The sequence below is a fragment of the Streptomyces sp. NBC_01549 genome (genome assembly GCF_026339955.1).
In the GTDB taxonomy this organism is placed as follows: domain Bacteria; phylum Actinomycetota; class Actinomycetes; order Streptomycetales; family Streptomycetaceae; genus Streptomyces.
The window spans coordinates 3,820,572-3,837,930 of sequence record NZ_JAPEPW010000001.1; the positions used below are offsets into that span (position 1 = coordinate 3,820,572).

The following is a 17,359-nucleotide window of genomic DNA, read 5'->3' on the forward strand; positions in this document are numbered from 1 at the left end:
GAGCCCGATCCCCCTCACCCACAAATGGGAGTGAAACCTCATGGGCAAGAAGGACCAGATGCAGAACAAGGCCGAGCAGATGAAGCAGCAGGGCAAGAAGAAGATGGGCCAGGAGATGGGCCACGAGAAGGGCCGTCCTGGCGAGCACTCCCCGCAGCCGGGTGCGCGTACCCCGCAGACGGGCGAGCGCTCCCCGCAGGGGCGTGACCGGTCGATTCCGGAGGCCGAGCGCACGCAGCGTGAGGCGAAGGAGCGGTTCGACCAGGACTACGACGTCTGACGGTTCGCTGGGCTGGCTTAGGCCGAGTTGTGGGGCGCCCCTGCTTGTTGGGGGCGCCCCACGCTTTTGGTCGGCGTCGGGGGTGCGTTGTTGGGTGCGGGGCGGTGGGGGCTTGTCGCGCAGTTCCCCGCGCCCCTTGCAGGTGCGCTTCTCCCCCGGCCTCTATTGAGATCTTGGGGGGAGTTTTGGTCTTGATCTGTCGGGGGCGTTCGAGTAGTCGGGTGGGGAGGCCGCGTGGTGGGTGGTCAGGAGGTCCAGGGCCAGTTGGATGGCGGTGTCCATTTCGGTGTGGTGGCCCTCGGCCCAGTCCAGCGGGGTGCGCAGGACCGCCAGGTCCGGGGGGACGCCCTGGTTCTCGACGGACCAGCCGTACGCGTCGAACCAGGCGGCGTTCATCGGCACCGTGATCACCGTGCCGTCGCCGAGGCGGTGGCGGCCGGTCATGCCGACGACCCCGCCCCAGGTGCGCTGGCCGACGACCGGGCCGAGCTTCAACAGCTTGAACGCGGCGGTGATCATGTCGCCGTCGGAGGCGGTCGCTTCGTCGGCGAGGGCCACGATCGGGCCGCGTGGGGCGTTCGAGGCGTACGACACCGGCTGGGCGTTGCGTGTCAGGTCCCAGCCGAGGATCGTGCGGGTGAGCTTCTCCACGACGAGTTCGCTGATGTGGCCGCCCGCGTTGCCGCGTACGTCGACGATCAGTGCGGGGCGTGAGACCTCCAGGCGCAGGTCGCGGTTGAACTGGGCCCAGCCCGAGCCGCCCATGTCGGGGATGTGGAGGTAGCCGCAGCGGCCCCCGCTCAACTCCCGTACGACCTCGCGGCGTTTGGCCACCCAGTCCTGGTAGCGCAGGGGGCGCTCGTCGATCAGGGGGATGACGGCCACCCGGCGCGAGGCGCCCTCGCCCGTCGCCGGGGCGAACGTGAGCTCCACCGTCGTGCCGCCCGCGCCCGCGAGCAGAGGGTAGGGGCCGGTGACCGGGTCGACCGGGCGGCCGTCGACGTGGGTGAGGGCCGCGCCCTCCCGGATGCCGGTGCCGGCGAGCGGGGAGCGGGCCTTGGAGTCGGAGGAGTCGCCGGGAAGGATCCGCTTCAGTATCCAACTGCCGTTGCGACGGAGGAAGTTGGCGCCGAGCAGGCCCTGCCAGCGCTGGTAGTGGGCCGGGCCCTCGTTGCGGCGGGCGGCGGCGACGTACGCATGGGAGGTGCCGAGTTCGCCGAGGACCTCGCGCAGGAGGTCGGCGAAGTCGTCGGGGGAGGCGATCCGTTCGACGAGCGGACGGTACTGGGCGAGCACACCGTCCCAGTCGATGCCGCACATGTGGGGTTCCCAGAAGTAGGCGCGGGTGAGGCGGCCCGCCTCCTCGTAGGCCTGGCGCCACTCGGCGGGCGGGTCCACCTCGTGGATGATGCGGCGCAGGTCGATCCAGACCGTCGAGTCGGAGTCACCGACCTCGGTCGAGGGGACCGCCCGCAGATCGCCCTCGTCCACGACGACCAGCCGGGAGCCGTCGCCGCTGACCGCGAACCAGTCCAGGTGCTGGACGAGTTCGGACTTCTTCGCCTTGCTGATGTTGAAGAACTCCAGGGTCGGCCGGCCGGAGGTGTCGTCGGGGTTGACGAAGGTCTCGCCGAGTGCGCCGGAGATCGGCCAGCGCAGCCAGACCAGACCGCCGCCCGCGACCGGGTACAGCGCCGAGTACTTGGAGGCGGTGACCGGGAAGGGGGTCACCCGGCTCTCCAGGCCTTCCAGTTCGACGCTCACCGCGCCGTCCGCGCCCTCGTCCTCGATCGGGTCCAGGCCCCCGGCGACCGGCCGCCCGTCGGGGTTGAGGGCGAAGGGGGAGGGGGTGGCGGAGGACAGCGGGACGAGGTAGGGGCGGCAGCCGAGCGGGAAGGAGAGGTCGCCGGTGTGGACGTCGTACACCGGGTCGAAGCCGCGCCAGGAGAGGAAGGCGAGGTAGCGGCCGTCGCGGGTGAAGACGGGGTTCTCGTCCTCGAAACGGCCGTTGGTGACGTCGACGATGAGCCGGTCCTTTATGCGCGCGATCTTGATCTGGCGCAGGGAGCGGCCGATTCCCGGGTGCGACCAGGCCAGCCAGGCCCCGTCCGGGGAGAAGGCGAGGTCGCGCACCGGTCCGTTGATCGAGGTGATCAGCTCTGTGACCTCGCCTCCGCGGGACTCCGTGGGGGAGGTGCCCTCGGGCTCTGTCGGGGAGGCGGCCTCGGACTCCGTCGGGGAGGTGTCCCCGGCCTCCTCCGTCGGGGGGCTGCCTCCGGAGTCCTCCGTCGCGGCCCCCTCCGCCGGGGAGGTTTCCTCGGCCTCCTCCGTCGTGTCCAGGAGTAGCAGCCGTCCGTCGTTCGAGGCGATCGCGAGGCGTTCGCCCTGCGGGTCGGAGACCATCTCCAGTACGCGGCCGAGTTCACCGGAGGCAAGGCGGCGCGGCTCGCGCTGGCCGGAGGCCCGGGGGAGGAAGGCGATCTCGACGGCGTCCTCGCCGTCCGCGTCTGTGACGTAGGCGATCCGGCCACCGGAGCCGAGCATCTCGGGGAGCCGGACGCGTACGCCGGGAGTGTCCGCGATGGTGCGCGCGGGGCCGTCGCGGTGGGTGAGCCAGTGCAGGCTGCCGCGTACGACGACGGCGCCGGCGCGGCCCGTCTCGTCGACCGAGATGCCGTCCACGTGCTGCGCCGCGGGCACCTGGTACGTACGCCGTCCCGCGCGCGGACCGCCGAGGCGGACGTCGAGGCGGCGCGGGACCGAGCCCGGGGACAGGTCGTCGACGATCCACAGGTCCCCGGCGCACTGGTAGACGACCCGGGTGCCGTCGCTGGAGGCGTGCCGGGCGTAGAAGGCGTCGTGGTCGGTGTGGCGGCGCAGGTCGGAACCGTCGTGCGCGCACGAGTACAGGTTCCCGATCCCTTCGTGGTCGGAGAGGAAGGCGATACGGGAGCCGACGAACATGGGGGAGTCGAGGTGGCCGTCGAGGTCGGCGAGCAGCCGTCGTCCGTGCAGCCAGAGCCGGCCGGTGGCGCCGCCCCGGTAGCGCTTCCAGGCGGCGGGCTCGTGGGGCGGGGTACCGGTGAGCAGGAGCGTCTTGTGTTCGCCGTCGAGGTCGGCGACCTGGATGGCGGCGACCGGGCCCCAGGGGAGCGCGCCACCGGGGTCGCCGTCGGTGGGGACCTTGTAGGCCCAGGTGAAGTAGGAGAAGGGCTGGCCGTGGGAGGCGACGGCGAGGATGTCGCTGTGCCCGTCCTTGTCGGGCGGCGACCAGCCGCAGACCTGGGTGTCCGCGCTGCCCCAGTAGGTGAGCCGCCGGGAGGGACCGCCGTCCACGGGGGCCAGATGGATCTCCGGCACGAAGCTGCGCCAGCTCGTGTACGCGATGTACCGGCCGTCGGGGGAGAAGCGGGGGTGGCCGACCTTGGTCCGGTCGACGGTGAGCCGCCAGGCGCGGCCCGGCCCGTCGAGGGGGGCCATCCACAGGTCGTCCTCGGCCGCGAAGCACAGACGGTCGCCGTTGAGATGGGGGAAGCGGAGGTAGCCGGGTGCGTTGTCCCCGTTGCTCGCGTTGTTCCCGGGGCGCGCCTGGTCCGTGGTCGCCTTCTCATACGCGTCGCTCACCTACCCATGCTTTTACTCCCGGAGGCCCCTGGCAACTTGTGGGTAGGTGTCTTTTCGGGCGGGCGTGACCCAGCACACGTACGAAACGGTTTCGTTTCTTTCAATCGCAGGGTATCTTCATAGGTGTACGAAACCGTGTAGTCCGGAGCAGAGAAGGTGAGTGGGATGACTGAAGCCGCAACGGTGCGTCGCAGTCGGATCACCCCCGAGCGTGAGGCCGAGCTGTACGCGGCCGTGCTCGAACTGCTCCGGGAGGTCGGCTACGACGCCCTGACCATGGACGCCGTGGCTGCCCGCACCCGGTCCAGCAAGGCCACGCTCTACCGCCAGTGGGGCGGCAAGGCCGAGCTCGTCGTGAAGGCGCTGCGGCACGAGAAGCCGATCACCAGCGACATCGACACCGGATCCCTGCGGGGCGACTTCCACGCCATGGTGAGGCGTGAGGACGACTGTCACATGGAGCAGAACTCCGCGCTGATGCGGGGTCTGGCCACGGCACTGCACGGGAACCCCGATCTCCTGCGCGCCTTCCGCGAGTGGATCATCGAGCCGGAGGCCGAGATGCTCCGCGAGATCCTGCGGCGCGCCGTCGGCCGGGGCGAGATCCGGGCGGACAACCCCGCCCAGGACTACGTGCTGCACATGATGATCGGCGCCTTCGCGGTGCGCGGCATCGTCGACGAGCTGCCACCCACCCAGGACTTCCTCACCTCGTACATGGACGCCGTGATCCTCCCCGCTCTCGGCGCCTGACCCTCCCCGATCTTCAGCAACGCCCTGCACCTGACGCGACCGCTCACGTCGTCGGGCTGATCTCCCCTGCCCAGTTGCCAGCAAACGACCTGACCGGGAGTACGCCCTCGTGGCCACATTCCTCTACAAACTCGGCCGACTCGCCTTCAGGCGACGCCATTTCGTCGCCCTGATATGGGTGGCCCTGCTGACGCTGGCGGGTGTCGGCGCCGCCTCCGCGCCCACTGCGGGCGCGTCCTCTTTCTCGATCCCCGGCACCGAAGCGCAGAAAGCTTTCGACCTGCTGGAACAGCGCTTCCCCGGGATGAGCGCCGACGGCGCGACCGCCCGCGTGGTCTTCAAGGCGCCCGCCGGCGAGAAGATGGGCGACAAGACCAACAAGGCGACCGTCGAGAAGACCGTCAAGGCGCTCGGCGACGGCTCCGAGGTCACCTCCGTCTCCGATCCCTTCAAGTCCCACGCGGTGAGCAAGAACGGGTCGGTCGCCTACGCCTCGGTGAAGTACGAGGTGTCCGGCATGGAGTTGAAGGACTCCTCGAAGACCGCCCTGGAGGAGGCCGCGCAGCAGGCGAGGGACGCCGGGCTGAGCGTCGAGGTCGGCGGTGACGCGCTCCAGGCGACGCCCGAGACCGGCTCGACCGAGGTCATCGGTATCGCGGTCGCCGCGGTCGTCCTCGTCATCACCTTCGGCTCGCTGATCGCGGCCGGGCTGCCGCTGCTGACCGCGCTGATCGGCGTCGGTATCGGTGTCTCGACGATCACGGCGCTGGCGAACGCGCTGGACCTGGGCACCACCACCTCCACCCTGGCGATGATGATCGGCCTCGCGGTCGGTATCGACTACGCCCTCTTCATCGTCTCCCGTTACCGGGCCGAACTGGCCGAGGGCCGGGAGCGCGAGGAGGCGGCCGGACGGGCCGTCGGCACGGCGGGCTCGGCAGTCGTCTTCGCCGGTCTGACCGTCGTGATCGCGCTGGTCGGCCTGTCGGTCGTCAACATCCCGATGCTGACGAAGATGGGCGTCGCGGCGGCGGGCACGGTCGCCATCGCCGTACTGATCGCGCTGTCGCTGATTCCGGCCCTGCTGGGCTACGCGGGCCGCAAGGTCCAGCCCGCCGGCAAGAAGAGCAAGCTGCTCGGCGGCGGGCGTGCCGCGAAGAAGGAGGGCAAGCCCAACATGGGCACCCGCTGGGCGAGCTTCGTCGTGCGCCGGCCGCTCGCCGTGCTGGTGCTCGGTGTGCTCGGCCTGGGCGCCGCCGCGCTCCCGGCGACCTCGCTCGAACTCGGCCTGCCCGACGACGGTTCGCAGCCCACGTCGACCACCCAGCGCCGGGCGTACGACCTGCTGTCCGACGGCTTCGGGCCCGGCTTCAACGGCCCGCTCATGCTCGTCGTGGACGGCAAGTCCAGCGACGACCCCAAGGCCGCGGCGACCAAGGTCACCAACACCGTCAAGGACATGAAGGACGTCGTGTCGGTCAGCCCGGCGGCGTTCAACAAGGCCGGGGACACCGCGACGATCACGGTCATCCCCGACTCGAAGCCGTCCTCCGTCAAGACCGAGGACCTGGTGCACGCCATCCGTGACGCGGGCGGCACCATCACGACGACGACCGACGCGAAGGTCCTGGTCACCGGCACGACGGCCATGAACATCGACTTCTCGCAGAAGCTCAACGACGCGCTGATCCCGTATCTCGCGCTGGTCGTCGGCCTCGCCTTCCTCCTCCTGATCGTGGTCTTCCGCTCGGTCCTGGTCCCGCTGAAGGCGGCGCTCGGCTTCCTGCTGAGCGTGATGGCGGCGCTCGGCGCGGTCGTCGCCGTCTTCCAGTGGGGCTGGCTGTCCGGACTCCTGGGCGTCGAGGAGACCGGCCCGATCATGTCGATGATGCCGATCTTCATGGTGGGTGTCGTCTTCGGGCTCGCGATGGACTACGAGGTGTTCCTCGTGACCCGGATGCGTGAGGCGTACGTCCACGGGGAGAAGCCCCACCAGGCGATCGTGACCGGCTTCAGGCACGGGGCGCGGGTCGTCACGGCGGCCGCGGTCATCATGATCGCCGTGTTCTCCGGCTTCATCGGCTCCAGCGAGTCGATGATCAAGATGATCGGCTTCGGCCTCGCGATCGCGGTCTTCTTCGACGCGTTCGTGGTCCGCATGGCGATCGTCCCGGCGGTGCTGGCCCTGCTCGGGAAGAAGGCCTGGTGGCTGCCGAAGTGGCTGGACCGGGCGCTTCCCAACGTGGACGTCGAGGGCGAGGGTCTGCGCTCGGCGGAGGAGAAGGGCCAGGGCCCCGGTGACGCGGGCCGGGACGAGGACCGGGAGCTGGTCAAGGTCTGAGTCCGGGCCTGAGCCCAGGTCTCTCGACCTGCTGAGGCTGAAGAGGGGCACCCCGCGTCACGGCGGGGTGCCCCTCGCCGTCCACGGGGAACCCGGTCCCGGCCCTGACACAGTTGCGGAATCTCGAACTACGCTAGGCGATTGTCCGGTCGCAGGCTCTCTCACCTGGGGAGTCGTCGGCCTTCGTCGAGCAATTCCGGGAGAGCTGTGAGCACTTCGGCTGTCGCCCCCGCCACGTGGAGGCGATTCGTGACGCACGTGTCCGACCGCTGACCGTGTTGTACGAGTCGGTCTTCAAAACCGCGGACCTGCCGGTCGCCGACCGGTTCGAGGCGTGGACACAGCGCATGGGCCGTACGCACGCGCCGATGCAGCTGGCCAGCGACCGTGCGGCGGACTACCGCGCGCACCAGCGCATGATCGGGCTGGGGGAGGTCACCGTGTGGCCGGCGACCTTCGACCACCTGGTCTTCCGTCGGACGCCGAAGCTGATCCGCCAGTCCGATCCCGAGGTGTACCACCTCTCCCTCCTGCTGCGGGGAGAGGGAGCGGCCGCCTGGGACAGACAGCAGGCCGCCTACCGGGTCAACGACATCCACACCAACTGTTCCTCACGGTCGTACGAGATACACACCGGCGCCGACCCGGTCAGCCTCGTGGGAGTCGAGATCCCGCGGTCGCTGGTGGCGCTGCCCGCGAACCGGGCCGACCAGGTGATCGGCGGCCGGATCTCGGGCAGCGAGGGGCTCGGCGCGCTCCTGGCGCAGTTCCTCGTCCAGTTGGCCTCGGACACCGGTTCGTACCAGCCGTCGGACGCGCCCCGGCTGGGAACGGTCCTGACCGATCTGGTCACGGCCGTCTTCGCGCACGCTCTGGACGCCGACCGTCTGCTGCCGCCGGAGACCCATGGCCGGACGCTGACCCTGCGCATCAAGGCGTTCATCCGCCGGCATCTGGGCGACCAGGAGCTGACCCCCGCCCGGATCGCCGCCGCGCACCACATCTCGCGCAGCCATCTGTACCGCCTCTTCCAGGCCGAGGGCCTCACCGTGGCCTCCTACATCCGCGATCAGCGGCTGGAGAACGCCCGCCGCGATCTCGCCGACCCGGCACTGCGCGCGATGCCGGTCCATACCGTCGCCGCCCGCTGGGGCTTCCCTCGCGCCGCCGAGTTCACGCGGGCCTTTCGCACCGCCCATGGCGTCCCGCCGAGCGAACTGCGCGCGCGGGCGGCGGCAGAGGACCGCGCGGCACGCGCGGAAGGCCGTGGACTCTCCGCCAAGTAAGTGGGGACTGTCCGCCAACGACAGACGGGACGTCGGCCCCGCATTCTGGTGATCGCCGCGCGGCGAGGGACGGGCGGTCCGGAAGGGGCGGCGCCAGGACCGTGGGGGAGTCCTGGCACGGCCCCGGCCCGGTCGGCTACGAGGACAGCCGCCCGTGGACCGGCTACGAGGACAGTGCCACGCGTGGACCGGCTACCGACGGCCGGCCGTCCGTGGACCGGTTACGACGGCAGTGCCGCCCGTACCGCCCGCACCAGCGCCTGCGCCCGTGGATCGGCCGTCACCGTCTTGCGGAAGCCGTTCGTGACGTAGCCGAAGGCGATGCCCGACTCGGGGTCCGCGAAGCCCAGTGGGCCGCCGCGGCCGGGGTGGCCGAACGAGGCCGGGCCCAGCAGCGGGGAGGCGGTGCCGTGGAGCATGTAGCCGAGGCTGAAACGGGTGTTGACGATCAGGGTGCGGTCCGGTCCCGCTGACTCCTCGGCGCGGGCCAGCTCGACCGTGGCCGGGGCGAACAGGCGGGTGCCGTCCAGCTCGCCGATCAGGGCGGCGTAGAAACGGGCGAGGCCGTCGGCCGTGGCGATGCCGTTGGAGGCGGGGAGGGCCGCCGCGCGGTAGGCGGGGTCGTTGTCGTCGGGCGGCGGGGTGATCGCGGCGAAGGCGCGGACGGTCGTCGAGTCCGGGTCCTTGTAGGCCTCGGCCACCGACCGCTTCGGGCGGGTGCGCAGGGCGCTGGAGGGCTCGGGCGGATCGACTCGGCCCGCGCGGCCCACCCGGTGGGCCTCGGCCTGCGGCAGTCCGACCCAGAGGTCCAGGCCGAGCGGGGCGGAGATCTCCGTCGCGATGAACTCGCTCACGCCCCGGCCGCCGGTGACACGGCGGACGAGTTCGCAGAGCATCCAGCCGAAGGTGTGGGGGTGGTAGCCGTGGTCCGTGCCCGGCTCCCAGAGGGGGGTCTGCGCCGCGATCGACGCGGCCGTACGGTCCGGGTCCGCGGCCTCGGCCGGGGTCAGCGGCACGTCGACCACGGGCACGCCCGCCTGGTGCGACAGCACATGCCGCACCAGGAGCCGCTCCTTGCCCCGGGCCTTGAACTCGGGCCAGTACTGCCCGACCGGTGCGTCCAGGTCCAGCTTGCCGCGCTCGTGCAGCATCAGGAGTACGGCGGCCCCGACGCCCTTGGTCGCGGAGTGCATGACGTGGGCGGTGTCGTGCTCCCAGGGCGCCGAGTCCGTCGTACCGTCCACGTCCCGCGCGCCGCCCCACAGGTCGACGACCTTGCGCCCGTGCCGGTACACGGAGACCGCCGCGCCCCGTTCCCCGAGTGCGTCGAAGTTGCGTACGAACGCTTCCCTGACCGGCTCGAAGCCCTCGGCGACTGTGCCGTTCACGTTCACGTCCGTACTCCCTGTCGCCCGGCCACCGTCAACAGTGGATGCAACACACACGCGGAAGGCTCGATTCCTAACCGAGCAGGATCGTGACCTCGATGTTGTTCCGGGTCGCGTTCGAGTACGGGCAGACCTCGTGCGCCGCGTCCACGAGCTTGGTCGCGACGCCCTGGTCGAGGACGGGCAGCGAGACGCTCAGGGCGACCGCGAGACCGTAGCCGCGCTGTTTGTTGGGCCCGATGCCGACCTTCGCGGCGACGGTGGAGCCGGTCAGGTCCAGTCCGGCGCGGCGGCCCACCAGCACCAGCGCGTTGTGGAAGCAGGCGCTGTACCCGGCGGCGAAGAGCTGCTCGGGGTTGGTGCCGTTGCCGTCACCGCCGAGCGCGGGCGGCATCGCGACCTTCAGCTCGATCTGGCCGTCCTGGCTGGTGACATAGCCGTCCCGGCCGCCGTGCGCGGTGGCCTCGGCGACGTACATGATCTTCGTCGGGCGCGTGTCGACGACGGTGTCATCAAGAGCGGTGCCATCGATCATGGCGGGACCTCCCCCAGGGCGAACGGACTATGGAGACGAACGGAACGCAGAGAAGCGCGCGCGTACAGAACACGGGAGTGTGCAAGTACATCGTGCACAAGGTACCCGCCAGTACGAGAGGTTGATCACCAGGGGGTAGAAACCGTCGGTAACCCCGATCCCGCCCCGGCCTGTCCCGGTCTTTCCCGGTCTTTCCCGCCCGGCGGGCCCCGTCCCGCCCCGGGTGGGCAGGTCAGTGCCCGCGCCCCGCCGCACCCTCCGCCCGCTCGGCCAGCCCCCACAGCTCCTGGCGCATCCTGGCCACGTCGTCCTCGCTCAGCCCGGTCGCCGCACGCAGAGCCCGCGGTACGCCCGCCGCGCGCTCCCGCAGCGCCTCACCGCGCCCGGTGACCGCCACCAGCACCGACCGTTCGTCGCGCGCGGAGCGCTCACGGCGGACCAGACCGGCCGACTCCAGGCGCTTGAGCAGCGGCGACACCGTGCCGTAGTCCAGCCGCAGCGCGCCCGCCAGCTCCTTGACCGTGGTCTCGCCGCGCTCCCAGAGGAACAGCAGGACGAGGTACTGCGGGTAGGTGACGCCGAGCTCCTCCAGCAGCGGCCGGTACGCGGCGGTCACCGCGCGCTGGGCCGCGTACAGCGCGAAGCACAGCTGGTCGTCGAGGAACAGCGACCCGGCCGATCCGAAGTCCTCTTGGTCCCCTTGTTTCGTCACGCGCCCATTGTCACGGAGTACGCGCAGCTGTCGAGCGCGGGTCGAAACCGAAGGGCAGCTCCAGGCGGTGGGTGCGCATCAGCTCGTCGTCGGAGAGCAGTTCGCCGGTCCTCCCGTCCGCGGCGATCGCGCCGTCGCTCAGGATGAGCGCCCGGGGGCACAGTTCGAGGGCGTAGGGCAGGTCGTGCGTGACCATGAGGACGGTGACGTCCAACGACCGTAGGATGTCGGCGAGTTCGCGGCGTGAGGCCGGGTCGAGGTTGGAGGACGGCTCGTCGAGGACGAGGATCTCCGGCTCCATAGCGAGGACGGTCGCGACGGCCACCCGGCGTCGCTGCCCGAACGACAGATGGTGCGGGGGACGGTCGGCGAAGTCCGCCATGCCGACCCGCTCCAGGGTCGCATGGACGCGCTCCTCCAGCTCGGCGCCCTTCAGTCCGGCGGCCGCGGGCCCGAAGGCCACGTCCTCGCGCACGGTCGGCATGAAGAGCTGGTCGTCCGGGTCCTGGAAGACGATGCCGACCTTGCGCCGGATCTCCGCCATGTGCCGCTTGCCGACCGGGAGTCCGGCCACTGTCACGGTTCCGGCGCCGCCGGTCAGGATGCCGTTGAGATGGAGGACGAGGGTGGTCTTGCCGGCGCCGTTCGGGCCGAGCAGCGCGACGCGCTCGCCCCGGCCGATGGTGAAGTCCACGCCGAAGAGGGCCTGGTGCCCGTCGGGGTAGGCGAAGGCCAGTCCGGCCACTTCCAGAGAGGGGGTCACAGGGTCCATCCCAGCAGGCAGACGACAAGGGCGGCGAACGGGAGGGCGAGGGCGTACGACCACTGCGCCCGGGACGCGGTCACCTCGTCGATGACCGGCATCGAACCGGCGTACCCCCGGCTCACCATGGCGAGATGGACGCGCTCGCCGCGCTCGTAGGAGCGGATGAACAGGGCGCCCGCCGACTTCGCGAGGACGCCCCAGTGCCGCACACCCCGGGCCTCGAAGCCCCGCGACTCCCGCGCGATCCGCATCCGCCGCATCTCGTCCGTGATGACATCGCCGTAGCGGATCATGAAGGAGGCGATCTGCACGAGGAGCGGGGGCAGCTTCAACCGCTGGAGTCCCAGCAGCAGTTCGCGCAGTTCGGTCGTCGAGGCGAGGAGTACGGAGGCGGCGACGCCCAGGGTGCCCTTGGCGAGGACGTTCCAGGCGCCCCACAGGCCGTTCACGCTGAGCGACAGACCGAGGACGTCCACCCGTTCGCCCTCCGCCACGAACGGCATGAGCACGGCGAAGGCGACGAACGGGATCTCGATCAGCAGCCGCTTGAGGAGGAAGCCGGCCGGTACCCGGGCCTGGTACGCCACCGTCGCCAGGAGCGCGGCGTACAGCGCGAAGGCCCACATCGCCTCGCGCGGGGTGGAGACGACCACGACGACGAAGGCGAAGGCCGCGGCGAGTTTGGTGTGCGGCGGCAGGGCGTGCACGGGGGAGTGCCCGTGCCGGTAGAGCCGGTGTGCGTGACCCGCGCCCACCTCAGGCCACCTGCGAGGGGGAGACGTCGGCGCTGCGGCGCCTGCGTACCGTCCAGAAGATCCCCGTGCCCGCGACGACGGTCACCCCGACGCCGATCACACCTGCGAGGCCGCCGGAGATCCGGGCGTCGGAGATGTCCTTGACGCCGTACCCGGCGAGCGGGGAGTCCTCGGTGTGGTGCTTCTTGGTGTTCTTGTCGATGCCCTGGTCCTTGGCGACCTTCTCCAGGCCGTCGGGGCTCGCGGACGCGTAGAAGCTGACGAAGCCCGCGAGGACGAGAGAGGCCACGAGGCCGACCGCCCACACCTTGCGGCGGGAGGTCCGGGCGGCCACGGGAACGGCGGGTGCGGGCGCGTCGACCAGTTCGCCGCCGACGCGCAGCTTCAGCCGCTGCTGCAGACCGCGCGCCCCGTAGACGAGGTCCGGTCGTACGGCGATGACCGCGCCGACCGTGAGAGCGGTGATCGTGGCCTCGCCGATGCCGATGAGGACGTGCACGCCGATCATTGCGGTGGCGACCTTGCTGATCGGGACGTCGGTGGTGCCGCCGAGGGCGTAGATGAGGGTGAAGGCGACGGCGGCACCCGGGACGGAAAGGAGCGCGGAGACGAAGGCCGCCACGGTGACGGAGCGCTTCTTGCGCGGCAGGACCTTCAGCAGGCCCCGGAAGACGGCGTACGAGACGACCGTCGTGACGATCGCCATGTCCGTGATGTTCACGCCGAGTGCGGTCAGGCCGCCGTCGGCGAAGAGGATGCCCTGCATCAGCAGGACCACGGAGACGCAGAGGACCCCGGTGAAGGGGCCGACGAGTATCGCCGCGAGCGCGCCGCCGAGCAGATGTCCGCTGGTCCCGGCCGCGACCGGGAAGTTCAGCATCTGCACGGCGAAGATGAAGGCGGCGACCAGGCCGGCGAGCGGTGCGGTCTTCTCGTCGAGCTCGCGGCGGGCGCCGCGCAGGCTCACGGCGACGGCACCGGCGGCGACTACTCCGGTGGCCGCGGAGACCGGGGCGTTGATGAATCCGTCAGGCACATGCACCGTTCGATGATAGTGCCTTGTTGCGAACGGCTTGCAAGAGCGAGGTGCCCTTGAATAGTGGCGAAGGCGGCGGGGTGGTGACGGCTGAGGGTGGTGAGGCGCCGATGCATGGTGCGGGCTGGTCCGGGAACCCGGTCAACAGGTCTGGAAGCCCGATCGACAGGCGAGGTCCACGGGCGAAATCTCCGGAATGTGCGACATTGGATAGGTGACGGTTTCATAGATTCCGCACAGGTAACGCAGCGTGAGGAGCCGGTTCATGTCCGCCGTCGAACAGTACGCACGCGCCCACATCGTCACCGACTCGGCCGATTCGCCGGAGGACGAGCACCAGGCCGTCCCCGTCGCCCTCCGCTACGACCCCGAGGACGACCCCCGCCAGGTACACGTCACGCTGCCCGGCCACCATGAGTGGGCCTTCGCCCGCGAACTGCTGGAGCAGGGGCTGCGGGTCCCGGTCAGCAGCGGAGAGGTGAGCGTGTGGCCGTGCGGTCGCGTGCAGGCGGTCATGGAGTTCCACTCCGCCCACGGCGGCGTCGCGGTCGTCCAGTTCGACTCCAAGGCCCTGATCCGCTTCCTGCGCCGTACGTACACGGCGGCGGCTCCGGTGGCTCGCTGACCAGCCGCCGACCGGCCTACCCCGCGTGCAGCATCAGCCCGATCCCCACCACCAACAGCCCCGCCGCCGCGATCCGGGGCGCCCCGAACCTCTCCTTGAAGAACAACGCCCCGATCGCCGCGCCGACGATGACCGAGGACTCGCGCAGCGCGGCGATGGGGGCCAGTTCCGCGCGCGTCTGGGCCCATAGCACCAGCGCGTACGCCGCCACGGACAGCACCGAACCGAGCAGCCCCAGGGCGGCGAAGGGCCGTAGGACGGCGACGAACCGGGAACGCAGGCGGTGGGCGGCGTACGCCGGGATCACGACCCCCTGTATCGCCATCAGCCAGGCGATGTACCCGAGGGAGGAACCGGAGGCCCGTACGCCGAGCCCGTCCACGACGGTGTACGCGGCGATCGACAGGCCGGTGGCCAACGCCGCGCCGATGGCGGCCCAGTTGGGGCGCCGCCCGCGCATCCCCCACAGGGCGACCCCCATCAGCCCCGCGCACGACACCGCGACCCCCGCCGCCGCCCACGCGTCCGGCACCTCGTGCGCGAACACGGCCGCCAGCACGGTGACGACCAACGGGGCGCTCCCGCGGGCGATCGGGTAGGCCTGCCCGAAGTCGCCCAGCCGGAAGGAGCGCATCAGCAGGCCGTAGTACAGGACATGGATCACGGCCGACACGAGCAGATACGGCCACGCACCGGCCGCCGGCACCGCCACGAACGGCATCAGCGCCAGCCCGATCAGCATCCCGCCGCCCGCGATCAGCGCGAACCCGACGAGCTTGTCGGTGATGCGGTGCGCGATCGCGTTCCAGCAGGCGTGGGTGACCGCGGCGAGCAGGACCGCCGTGGTGACCAGGGGGGTCACAGGTGCTGCTCGCGCACGTCCACCAGCGTGCCGCCCGCGTGCGCGACCAGCGTCTTGGGGTCCATGGGGAACACGGTGTACGGGGTGCCGGCCGCGGCCCACACCACGTCGTGGTCGAGCAGCGAACGGTCCGCGAGCACCCGCGTCCTCGTACGGTGACCGAAGGGCGGCACCCCGCCGATCGCGTACCCGGTCGTCTCCCGTACGACCTCGGTCTTGGCCCGCGTCACCTTCTCGACCCCGAGCTCTTGCCGCACGAGCTCTACATCCACGCGCGACGCCCCGTCCATCAGCACCAGCACCGGCACCCCGTCCGCCGCGAAGATCAACGACTTGCAGATCTGGCTCAGCTCGCACCCGATCGCGGCGGCGGCCTCGGCGGCGGTACGGGTCGCGTCCGGGAAGCGGCGGACGCGCGGCAGCAGATCAGCGAGACCCAGCTCCTCCAGAGCCTCGGCGAAACGGGGGTGGGCTCCGGACTCTTCGGCGGTGGCGTCGGTCGTCATACGCGGCACGCTATCGGTCGGTGTAGAAGGCATGCGAGCGAGTTGCGGTGCGCCGGGTGCGGGGTCTCGTAGGGGCCGACGCCCGAGGACGCGAGGCCGCCCGGTCCCCGCCCGGACAGGCTCTGGCTCCTGGCCCGGACAGGCCCTAGCTTCCCGCCTTCAGCAGTGCCGCCACGATCGGGCCCGCCGTGTCGCCGCCGTGGCCGCCCTGCTGGACGACGCCCGCCGCGGCCAGGTCGCCCTTCCACGCGGTGAACCAGCCGTTGGGCTTCTTCTGGCCGTCGACCTCCGCGGAGCCGGTCTTCGCGCCGTAGTCGCCGCCGAGGCCGGACATCGCCTCGGCGGCGGTGCCGTACGCCGCCGTGTACCGCATGAGTTCGCGGAGCTGGGAGAGGGTGGCGGCGGGGAGGGTGTGGGAGGCCGTCGCCAGCTTGCGGTGGTCGACCGTCGGAGACACCAGGTACGGCTGGTGGAAGACGCCCGACTTGACCGTGGAGGCGACCGAGGCCATGTTCAGCGGGTTCATGCGGACCCCGCCCTGGCCGATCAGCGAGGCCGCCATCTGGGCCGCCGACTGGACCGGGACCGAGCCGTCGAAGGTCGGGACGCCGATGGCCCAGTTGTTCATGGACAGGCCGAAGTACTGCTGGGCCTGGTTCGTCAGGTCGGAGTTCGACAGCTTCTTGGCCTGGCTGATGAAGGCGGTGTTGCAGGAGCGCGCGAAGCTCGCCTTGAACGTGCCGCCCTTGATCTCGAAGTCGTCGTCGTTGTGGAACTTCCAGCCGCCGTACGTCACCGTCTTGGGGCAGGGGTGCTGCTTGTCGGCCGAGGCGAGCCCCTTGTCGATGAGCAGCGACGACGTGATGATCTTCATGGTGGAGCCGGGGGCCAGGGAACCCTGGAAGGCCGTGTTGAAGCCGTGGCTCGTGTTGGCGACCGCGAGGATCTCACCCGTCGAGGGGCGCATCAGGACCACCGACGCCTTGTCCTTCTTGGCGACCTGCTGCTCGGCGTCCGCCTGGAGGGTGGGGCTGAGCGTGGTCTTCACGGTCCCCGGGGTGCCCTCGCTGAGGGTCACCAGCGTCTTGTCGGGGGTCTTCTGGGTGCCCTTGGTGGCGGCCTTGCGGACCACCCGCAGTTCGATGCCCGCCTTGCCGCCGGCGGTCTTGCCGTACTTCTCGCGCAGCCCGTCCAGCACCGTGCCCAGCGACGGGTACTTGGCCGTGGTGATCTCGCCGCCGTCGCGGTCGAGGGCGGTGATGGGGGGTGTGCCCGCCGGACCGGTGAGCAGCCGGTCGCCGTCCTGGAGGTCGGGGTGTACGACCGACGCCTTCCAGCCGACCAGCGCCGCACCGTCCTTGGCGCGGCGCACGACGGTCAGCTTCGACGCGTAGGCGAGGGGCTTGCTCTTGCCCTTGTAGGTGACGGTGGCCTTGACGGAGAACGGGACGGAGGCTCCGGACGCCGTGCCCGGCGTGAGCTTGACGCCGGTGATGTGGGCGTCCTTGCCGTAGCCGGTCAGCAAGGTCTTCGCGGCCGCCGAGTCGTCGGTGGCGGCGGCCGCCTTCGTGACGTCACCGCTCTGCCAGGCGGTCAGGAACCGGGTGGACAGCGCCGTGACCTCGGCGGCCGACGGCGGACCGGTCTTCACGGACTTGTGGGCGGCGGTGTCCGACGTCCGGTCCTCGGCCGACGCACCGCCGCCGAACAGGCTGTAGGCGCCGAACGCCCCGCCGCCCACGACCACCGCGATCAGGCCGCCGACCACGGCGGGCTTCGTCTTTCGTCGCTCGGCGACGCGCCTTCTGTTCCCCACAGCTCTTGATCCTCCGCCTGTTCCCCAAGTCCCCCGGTACCCTCATGCTCCTCAACGAGAGCCCCCACCCTAGG

General features: G+C 70.8%; 15 protein-coding genes. 5 read left to right on the forward strand and 10 right to left on the reverse strand.

The genetic code is table 11. The features are described from left to right. Positions 1-40 precede the first annotated feature (40 nt). Entirely contained in the window at positions 41-280 is a 240-nt protein-coding gene (locus OG819_RS17130) for a hypothetical protein (protein WP_266433799.1), read from the forward strand. Between the two features lie 162 nt (positions 281-442). On the opposite strand, the gene OG819_RS17135 is transcribed toward OG819_RS17130, so the two are convergent. Then, positions 443-3,790 (reverse strand): S41 family peptidase, encoded by a 3,348-nt coding sequence (locus OG819_RS17135; RefSeq protein ID WP_266652711.1) that lies wholly within the window; start codon positions 3,788-3,790, stop codon positions 443-445. Between the two features lie 279 nt (positions 3,791-4,069). Here OG819_RS17135 and OG819_RS17140 point away from each other — a divergent pair, with 279 nt between their 5' ends. The 3 genes from OG819_RS17140 (at position 4,070) to OG819_RS17150 (ending at position 8,284) form a co-directional block, all read left to right on the forward strand. Continuing rightward, a complete protein-coding gene (locus OG819_RS17140; RefSeq protein ID WP_266625339.1) occupies positions 4,070-4,657 on the forward strand; it encodes a TetR/AcrR family transcriptional regulator in 588 nt (195 codons plus the stop codon). Positions 4,658-4,766: 109 nt separating this feature from the next. Further along, a complete protein-coding gene (locus OG819_RS17145) occupies positions 4,767-6,998 on the forward strand; it encodes an MMPL family transporter (RefSeq protein WP_266650211.1) in 2,232 nt (743 codons plus the stop codon). Between the two features lie 236 nt (positions 6,999-7,234). Further along, positions 7,235-8,284, forward strand: coding sequence for a helix-turn-helix domain-containing protein (locus tag OG819_RS17150; protein ID WP_323138139.1), 1,050 nt, complete (start codon positions 7,235-7,237; stop codon positions 8,282-8,284). Positions 8,285-8,505: 221 nt separating this feature from the next. Here OG819_RS17150 and OG819_RS17155 read toward each other — a convergent pair whose 3' ends face one another. The 6 genes from OG819_RS17155 to OG819_RS17180 form a co-directional block, all read right to left on the reverse strand. Next, positions 8,506-9,678: a serine hydrolase domain-containing protein gene (locus tag OG819_RS17155; protein WP_266650213.1), complete on the reverse strand. Its 1,173-nt coding sequence runs from the start codon at positions 9,676-9,678 to the stop codon at positions 8,506-8,508. 67 nt (positions 9,679-9,745) lie between these two features. Next, the gene (locus tag OG819_RS17160; protein ID WP_266433807.1) at positions 9,746-10,207 is read right to left on the reverse strand and encodes an organic hydroperoxide resistance protein; all 462 of its coding nucleotides are present in this window, start codon (positions 10,205-10,207) and stop codon (positions 9,746-9,748) included. A gap of 232 nt (positions 10,208-10,439) precedes the next feature. Next, positions 10,440-10,919 (reverse strand): MarR family winged helix-turn-helix transcriptional regulator, encoded by a 480-nt coding sequence (locus OG819_RS17165; protein WP_266625333.1) that lies wholly within the window; start codon positions 10,917-10,919, stop codon positions 10,440-10,442. A 10-nt stretch (positions 10,920-10,929) separates the two neighbouring features. Next, positions 10,930-11,691: an ABC transporter ATP-binding protein gene (locus OG819_RS17170; RefSeq protein WP_266650215.1), complete on the reverse strand. Its 762-nt coding sequence runs from the start codon at positions 11,689-11,691 to the stop codon at positions 10,930-10,932. Beyond that, a complete protein-coding gene (gene cbiQ, locus OG819_RS17175) occupies positions 11,679-12,440 on the reverse strand; it encodes a cobalt ECF transporter T component CbiQ (protein ID WP_266433813.1) in 762 nt (253 codons plus the stop codon). Before cbiQ ends, OG819_RS17170 begins: the two co-directional genes overlap by 13 nt. Position 12,441: 1 nt before the next feature. Next, a complete protein-coding gene (locus tag OG819_RS17180; RefSeq protein WP_266625329.1) occupies positions 12,442-13,482 on the reverse strand; it encodes an energy-coupling factor ABC transporter permease in 1,041 nt (346 codons plus the stop codon). A 259-nt stretch (positions 13,483-13,741) separates the two neighbouring features. On the opposite strand from OG819_RS17180, the gene OG819_RS17185 reads away from it, so the two are divergent. Then, complete coding sequence (locus OG819_RS17185; protein ID WP_266650217.1) at positions 13,742-14,101, forward strand: SsgA family sporulation/cell division regulator; 360 nt, start codon at positions 13,742-13,744, stop codon at positions 14,099-14,101. Positions 14,102-14,117: 16 nt separating this feature from the next. Here OG819_RS17185 and OG819_RS17190 read toward each other — a convergent pair whose 3' ends face one another. From OG819_RS17190 to OG819_RS17200, 3 genes are all read right to left on the reverse strand, one after another. Next, complete coding sequence (locus OG819_RS17190; protein ID WP_266650219.1) at positions 14,118-14,963, reverse strand: DMT family transporter; 846 nt, start codon at positions 14,961-14,963, stop codon at positions 14,118-14,120. Then, positions 14,960-15,469 (reverse strand): YbaK/EbsC family protein, encoded by a 510-nt coding sequence (locus tag OG819_RS17195; RefSeq protein WP_266650223.1) that lies wholly within the window; start codon positions 15,467-15,469, stop codon positions 14,960-14,962. The genes OG819_RS17190 and OG819_RS17195 overlap by 4 nt, the downstream gene beginning before the upstream one ends. Positions 15,470-15,614: 145 nt before the next feature. Further along, entirely contained in the window at positions 15,615-17,285 is a 1,671-nt protein-coding gene (locus OG819_RS17200; protein ID WP_266650225.1) for a penicillin-binding transpeptidase domain-containing protein, read from the reverse strand. Between the last annotated feature and the right edge of the window lie 74 nt (positions 17,286-17,359).

Coding starts and splice junctions, on each gene's coding strand:
- OG819_RS17195 (WP_266650223.1), bottom strand. CDS start 15,469: ATGACGACCGACGCCACCGCCGAAGAGTCCGGAGCCCACCCCCGTTTC.
- OG819_RS17185 (WP_266650217.1), top strand. CDS start 13,742: ATGTCCGCCGTCGAACAGTACGCACGCGCCCACATCGTCACCGACTCG.
- OG819_RS17160 (WP_266433807.1), bottom strand. CDS start 10,207: ATGATCGATGGCACCGCTCTTGATGACACCGTCGTCGACACGCGCCCG.
- OG819_RS17140 (WP_266625339.1), top strand. CDS start 4,070: ATGACTGAAGCCGCAACGGTGCGTCGCAGTCGGATCACCCCCGAGCGT.
- OG819_RS17130 (WP_266433799.1), top strand. CDS start 41: ATGGGCAAGAAGGACCAGATGCAGAACAAGGCCGAGCAGATGAAGCAG.
- OG819_RS17170 (WP_266650215.1), bottom strand. CDS start 11,691: ATGGACCCTGTGACCCCCTCTCTGGAAGTGGCCGGACTGGCCTTCGCC.